The organism is Armatimonadota bacterium, assembly GCA_035527535.1.
Classification (GTDB): domain Bacteria; phylum Armatimonadota; class Hebobacteria.
In genome coordinates, this window is the sequence record DATLAK010000136.1 from 1 (window position 1) to 6831 (window position 6831).

General features: G+C 65.6%; 4 protein-coding genes. 3 read left to right on the forward strand and 1 reads right to left on the reverse strand.

The window, feature by feature from the left end:
• Positions 1 to 250: 250 nt before the first annotated feature.
• Positions 251 to 3028, reverse strand: a complete 2778-nt coding sequence (locus VM221_09640; GenBank protein HUT75076.1) for a VCBS repeat-containing protein — start codon at positions 3026 to 3028, stop codon at positions 251 to 253.
• Positions 3029 to 4180: 1152 nt separating this feature from the next.
• On the opposite strand from VM221_09640, the gene VM221_09645 reads away from it, so the two are divergent.
• The 3 genes from VM221_09645 to VM221_09655 are packed head-to-tail and all read left to right on the forward strand — an operon-like array spanning position 4181 to position 6710.
• Positions 4181 to 5281, forward strand: coding sequence for a Gfo/Idh/MocA family oxidoreductase (locus tag VM221_09645; GenBank protein ID HUT75077.1), 1101 nt, complete (start codon positions 4181 to 4183; stop codon positions 5279 to 5281).
• Positions 5278 to 6117, forward strand: coding sequence for a trimethylamine methyltransferase family protein (locus VM221_09650; protein ID HUT75078.1), 840 nt, complete (start codon positions 5278 to 5280; stop codon positions 6115 to 6117). Before VM221_09645 ends, VM221_09650 begins: the two co-directional genes overlap by 4 nt.
• Positions 6118 to 6149: 32 nt before the next feature.
• A complete protein-coding gene (locus VM221_09655; GenBank protein ID HUT75079.1) occupies positions 6150 to 6710 on the forward strand; it encodes a trimethylamine methyltransferase family protein in 561 nt (186 codons plus the stop codon).
• Positions 6711 to 6831: the final 121 nt, after the last annotated feature.

The following is a 6831-nucleotide window of genomic DNA, read 5'->3' on the forward strand; positions in this document are numbered from 1 at the left end:
AGCGCCGACGTTTGCCCTGTGTAAAGCGGCTTGCTGGCGTCTGACTTGCCCTAAAGAGCTGTCTTCAGCCGACGGAACCGCCCGTGGGTACCGGTCTCACAGGCGGCTAACCACTACAGCCGTTCTCCATTCCCTACGGACTGCTCAATCGAGGCCTGACTATCTGGCATCGAATGCCACGGGAACCCATGAGCCGACCGCGACTCCCGCTCGACCGGGGGCCCAAAGCCATTTGATAATTGCACGCTCCTCAGCCTGCGCCACGGCCGAGGCAGTGAATCTTACCATCTTCCGTCGCGACCACGATCTCCGCCCGCCCGTCCCCGTTGACATCGGCCACGACCGGAGCTCCGACGGCCGCGCCGAGGGGCACGCTCCACAGGATGCGGCACACTCCCGCCGTCGTCTTCAGCGCGTAAAGGGCGCCGTCGCCCGCGCCGCACAGCAGCTCGGCCTCGGCGTCCCCGTCGAGGTCGGCGCAGGCGAGGTCTTGCACCGGCGGCGGCAGGCGGAACTCCCACAGCAGGCTCCCGGAATGATTGACATCGGTCAGCGGCTGGTCAGCGCGACAGGTGGGGCACTTCCGGTCGAGCGGCCCCGCGTCGAAGGCCCGCAGCAGGCCATCGGGCTGGACGATGACGGCCCCCAGCTTGCCGTCGCCGCGCAGGTCGGCTAGCGCCGGGTGGGCGACCGGCGTGGTGTCGCGGGTGAGGCCATAATGCCAGATCGGCCGGCCGCGCAGGTCGGTGACCAGCACTAGGGCGAACGAACGGCTGAAGAAGACCTGCGGCTCGCCGCCGCCCAGGATGGGCGCCACCATGGGCGTGGCGTAGGCGGTCCAGTGGCCCGGGATGGTGTCGGACAAGGGAGGGGAAAGCGGGGCAGGCACCAGGTCGCGGTTGTCCTTGACGCTGATGATGCCGTAGAAGTTCTCCGATGCGGCCAGCAGGTCATCAGCGTCATCGCCATCGTAGTCATAGACCGCGGTCGGCACGTGCAGGACGAACTTGACCGGGGTGGTGCCGTAGAGGCCGTAGGAATGGCGCACCCAGAGTTGGGCGCCGGTCTTGCCGTCGTAGGCGGCCACGCTCATCAGGTCGTAGGGCGGGGCGTACGTGAGCACGAGCCAGCGCCCTTGCCCCGCGCCCAGGCGGCCGGTGGGGCCGAGCGCGAAGTCGGACACTCCCCCGGGCGGATAGATGCGGCGCTTCACCTGTCCTCGCCCGTCGGCAACCGCGACACAGGCGCGGCCCTGGGCATCCACCGAGTGGGCGACGACTTCCTGCGCGCCGTCGCCGTCCAGGTCGCAGATGGTCGCGGCCCCGGCGTAGGTTGGACAGCCTTCCAGGATTACCCGCCGGTCGTCGCCGCGCTCGGAGTAGGACACGAGTCGCCCGTCGCTATCCCGCACCACCACCCGCCGTTCGCCCTCAAGCATTCCCACCAGCGCGGGCGGCGCCAGGTAGGCGCGGCGCTGGGGCATCTCCCAGCGGGCCACTTCCTTGCCCTGCTCAAGCGTCACCAGGGTGTGGCCGTCCCAGCGGAAGGTCTCGACGGCGGGCTTCGGGGGGTCCGCGTTCCCCAGCGCGGGATGCCGCTCGGCCTTCGCCACCTGCACTAGGCCCCCGCCGGTAGCCAGGCGGCAGCTCCAGACGCCGTCGGGGAAGCGCATCAGGAACTCCCGGCCACCAGGTGTCGCGCGCCATAGGGGCATATTGGCGCCGACAGATGTTCCCGCGGCGAGGATGCCCTCCGGCCGCTCCGGCTGCAGCAGCGGCTGGGCTCCCTTACCTTGCCAGCGGTTGACAAATGCCTTGCCGTTCCAGTCGGCGATGCGCAGCGTGTCGCCGCTCTGCAGCAGCACCTCCGGCTTGCCGTCGCCGTCCAGGTCGTCAATCGCCAGCACCTTGAGGTCCGCCGCGTCGAGCAGTCTCTCGCCCCGCTTGGCGCCGAAGATCACCAGGTGGGTCAGACCGTCATCATGCTCATTGGCGACCGCGGCCAGGATCTCGACCTGCCCGTCACCGTCGAGATCAACGAAAGGATTGCGCGCCCCGGCGGTGATCTTGACCTTCTCCTGGTACTGGTCTTCGGCTGGCCCCACTACCTGCTTCCAGACGCGCCGGACGGACTTGCCGTCCTGGCGGATGACCTCGACGCCCGGGATATGCGGGTTGATCAGCAGCAGCGACGGCAGCTCGCCCGACGCCAGCGGCAGCGCCGCGATGTACGAAACGTAGGAGCGGATTTGCGGCGGGAAGGCCGCGTATGCCTTGCGCACGCCGGTCTCCAGGTCGTAGAGCCACATCTGCTCATGGGAGATCATCACCATCTCGGTGCGGCCGTCGCCATCCATGTCGGCGAAGAGGTGCTGCGGGGCGTAGATAACCCCAGACTCCTCGACCTTAAAGCGGACGGTAGGATCGTCCACTCCTTGCTCGAAGCTCCACAGGCAGCCGTAGGCGGGCACGTCGCCCCCGGACATCACCGTTGCGCTCCACCACAGGCACAGTTGCTGGCCGCGGACGCCGGGCAGGATGTGGCCGAGGCGCCGGCTGCCGCCGAACTCGTTGTAGCTGGTGTAGAGCAGGGTGCGCTTGCCGCTGCGGCCGCTCACAGCGTAGTGGCGCCGCTCCAGGTTCGCGCGCGCGGTGACGAGGATGCCCCGCGTGCCGTCGCCCGCCAGGTCGCGGATGTCATCCACCACCAGGTTCGCGAGGCCGCCCGAATCCCACAGCAGCCGGCCGCGCAGGTCCTGGCAAATGAGGCGATCGGGCAAGATGCGCAGCAGCTCCACCCGCCCATCGCCGTCAAAATCCTCCAGGCGCACCTGCTCTGCCGCCACCGTGGGGCCGCCCAGGTCCGCCGACCACAGCACACTCGGCGCTTTGTCGAGCCCGCCCTTGAGGGGGGAGAAGCCGGTCAGCGCGCTGTCGTGGCGATAGGTCGGCCACAGGGCGCCGTTCGAGCCGGCACGGCCCGACAGCGAGCTGTCACGATCGCTCTTCGCTCGCACTTCGTTTGCCATGTCTGTGCCCGCCGCGGCGCTGCCGAACGCTGGCGCATGTATCATCGCGACAACAACGCCGAGTACAATTGGTCCTGCCCTTGACGGCAATCCGCTCCGGTTCATACTTCGCCTCTATGTCGATCCTCAGCAAAGTTGGGACCTTTCAGGGGATGAATCAAGGTACAGTTCGGGTGCCCCTGCTCTTGATTCTTGATCCCTCCGCGCGAGCTTGCGATAGTTCTCGCGGCGGGCCACCAGGGGCCGAACCTGAAGCGCTCTTCTGCGCGCCAGAATCGCTTCCCTGCGGACCGACCTCATGCGAGTCCATGCTGAACCGCGGCGCAAGTCAGGGCCCTAACTCGCGGCCGGCGTGGGTCACGGCTGAGGGCAAGCTCACACGCCCGCGAGAGCCGCCTCCCGGGCGGTTAACAAGCACAGCCTGTCTCATTGCCATTTGACAACCATATGAAGACCCGCGGCCGGGCGGCAAACGCCCAGGAGCGAAGCTCAAGGTGAAGGGGAATCCGCAGGCCCTGCTAACGCTGACCGGCAAAGTTGAGAGCGGTGGTAGCCCCGGAGGGAGTTTACCAGTTCGCAACGGCTTTCTCCCGCAAGCCGAGCAGGTGACCTGGCTGCCCAAGCGGGTGCGCAAGGGACGTAACGTGGCTGTCACCATGGGAACGGGCGGTCGGGAATGAACGTGCCTTACATGGCGGCGGGCTCAAACGCAGGGAATATCAACCAGCCGCCGGGCTATGATGCGGGCAAGCGGCCCGCGGACGCGAGTCTGTGCGGGGCCGGCCGTGCCGTGGTCCTTCGTCTACAACCAAGGTGCCTCGGTGGAGGAAAACGACCTGCCATGGTTCGGCGGTGCTCACCATAGGTCGAGACTGCGGAGATGCGGACGAGGTGGCAGATTTCGATGCCAGGGCACTTTGGCAAGCAAACGTAACCCAGGTCAAGACAAGGTTCGCTTCGGCAGCAGGCTGCCGAAGCGAGAAGGGAATCCTGGCCGGTGAAGGGAACCGCAGATCCGAACGATGGTTGCCAGCGGGAGCGGCACCGTATTATACTGCTCCCCTGTAGGAGTGGACAGTGGGTTGGGCAGAATCTTGGACCCAGCGCAGGAGGAACATTACGACTCCATGACTTGCATGTGAAGGAGCTACCATGGGAAGACCGCGCAAGGTTCGCCTCGCCCTGGTGCGCTGTGATACGCACGGCTACTACTATGGGGCCTTGATGGCGCCGTGCGATCCCACGCCGCTGGGGAAGCACAACAAGATCGTGCACTTCTATGCCACCGATTGGTACGATGACAAGCATATCATCCTGCCCACCTGCGACGATTTCGAGAGCGTGAAGTGCTATGACCGCGACCCGGAGCGCGCCCGCCACTTCAGCGAGACCTTCCTGGGCAAACCGCGGGTGTGCGAGGCACTGGATGAGATGACCAGCGACATTGATGCCGCTTTCATATCCGACTGCGACGGCGGCGGCGGGGATCACCTGGCGCTCGCTACCCCGTTCCTGGAGCGGTGCATCCCCACCTTCGTGGACAAGCCGTTCGCGCTGACGCTGCAGGACGCGCGGGCGATGGTTGACCTCGCGTGCAAGCATCACGCGCCGCTCTACAGCGCCTCTATCCTGAGCGAGGTGGTGGCGGCGGACAGCTTCAAGCGCCGCTTCGACGAAATCGGCCCGCAAGGGGCGAACTGGACCGAGCTGGCGCAAGCGGCGGTAGGGATGCAGTGCCGGCCCGAGGAGATCGGCGGGGTAAAGCTGGGGGTGGTTAAGGGTGTCGGCGGCGCGATGTCGCAGGAAAACATCGCGGCGCGCGACCGTCTGGGCGGGATCGAGGATCGCCTCGCCTACATCATCCACGGCATCGCCCTGGCCCTCAACGTCTTCGGCAAGGGCGTAGAGTGGGTGGAGGCGATGGGCACGCTGCCGCTGGAGTACCTGCACCTGCATCTGGCCAACGGCCGCGATGTCATCATCCTCAACACCGGCGTGGATGTCTTCCCCGAACGCTGCAACTTCTACGTCGAGGCCTACAGCAAGCTCGGCGCCATTCATTCCGGCCCCATCGGCGACCCGGAGTTCCTGCGCGGGGCGGCGCGCATAGTGGGCAAGCTGCGCGACATGGTGCGCACAGGCAAGCCGCCGACCGCGTACCCGGACATGCTGGAGCATATAGTGGTGGTCGAGGCGGCGCAGATCGCCCATCGCACCGGCCAGCGAGTGGCGCTGAGCGAGGTCATGGGGTGATTTACGCCTACCCCGAGTATGGGACAGACCTGACGCCTGAGTTGCTCGACCGGTGCTGTGATCTCGGCGCGCGGCTGGCGGCCGAAGTGGGCCTGGTCGTGCGCCATGACGGATTCCTCGACGCCATCCGCGGCAAGCCCGGGGTGCGCATCGAGGGCGAGCGCGTCCACTTCGACGTGGGCCTGCTGCGCGCCAACATCGAGAGATACCAGGAGGGGCTGCGCCGCTCGGCGCAAGGTCAGAGGCAACCACCGCAGGACCGGCCGTGGACGATGGCGTGCGGCGGGTTCTCGATGGAGGTCATCGACATCGAGACCGAGGAGGTCCGGCCTGCGACCTGCCAGGATCTTCGGGACCTGATCAAGCTGGTCAACTCGTTCGGCATCGGGGGCAACTACCCGGTCATGCCTCAGGACCTGCCGCCGCTGCTGCGCGCGCTGGCTTGCTTCAGAATCTGCTGGCAGGAAGCGGACAACATTCGGCCCTACGACTACCAGCATCGCAGTCAGACGCCATTTCTCTACGAGATGCACCAGGTCATGGGTAAGCCCTTCGACATCACGCTCTGCGTCGTTCAGCCGATGATGATTGACGACAAGGACCTGGACATCTTCTTGGATTTCTACCCGCGGTGGAAGACGCAGCGCAATATTCAGTTCCACATCCTCGACTACCCCATGATGGGCATCACCAAGCCCGTCACCGCCACCGCTACGCTGGCGATGTATGTCGCCGAGATGTTCAGCGTTTACACCCTGTTTCGCACCTTCGACCCCGAGCTGGAGGTGCCGGTGAGGCTCCACGCCGGGCTGATGACCGACCTGCGCCACACCTGATGGCCTTTCTGCATGCGCGCATCACCCCGGCATTGGCCAGGGTTAGCACCGGCTGGTACGTGCGCCCGGGCACGCTGCTGGAGACATCCTCCAGCGCGATTGACGAGCAGGCTGCGCTGGAGAAGATGGCGGTGGCGCTCATGGCCGCCGTGCAGGGCGCGCGCGACTTCTCCGGGCTCGGCAGCCTGTGCGTAGATGATCTGTTCAGCGGCGTGCAGTTCGTCATTGACGTGGAGATGGTCAGCTACCTGCGGGAGATGATCGAGGCCTTCAATCCGCACCCGGACCTGCTGAGCATCGACGATTCCCTGTATGACCTGCTCCGGGAGGTCTGCTTGGGCAAGGAGGCGTTCATCTCGCACATCCACACCGCGTCCAAGTTCAGGCACATCATGCCCTCGTCGAACCGCTTGGTGCGTGAGAAGCTGAGATCCTGGATGCAGCATCGAATGACGCTCAAGGATCGGGCAGGGGAGGAATGCCGGCAACGCATCCGGGACTTCCAGCCGCAGTTCCACCTCGACGATGATAGGCATCGCGCGTTGGATGAGATCTATGCGCGGGCGAAGAAGGCGCTGTTGAACCTCGCGTAATACACTTATTGAGTCTCGCATAATACCTTATATAGTTCAGGATAGAGTCCAGAGTGTTTGAGGAAAGCGAAAGCCAGGTCGTCTGTGCGCCGCACCCGCCGGATGCCGCGTCGCACTTGTG

Excerpts from the sequence above, each read along its gene's own strand:
- VM221_09645 (HUT75077.1), top strand. The coding sequence starts at position 4,181 with ATGGGAAGACCGCGCAAGGTTCGCCTCGCCCTGGTGCGCTGTGATACG.
- VM221_09640 (HUT75076.1), bottom strand. The coding sequence starts at position 3,028 with ATGGCAAACGAAGTGCGAGCGAAGAGCGATCGTGACAGCTCGCTGTCG.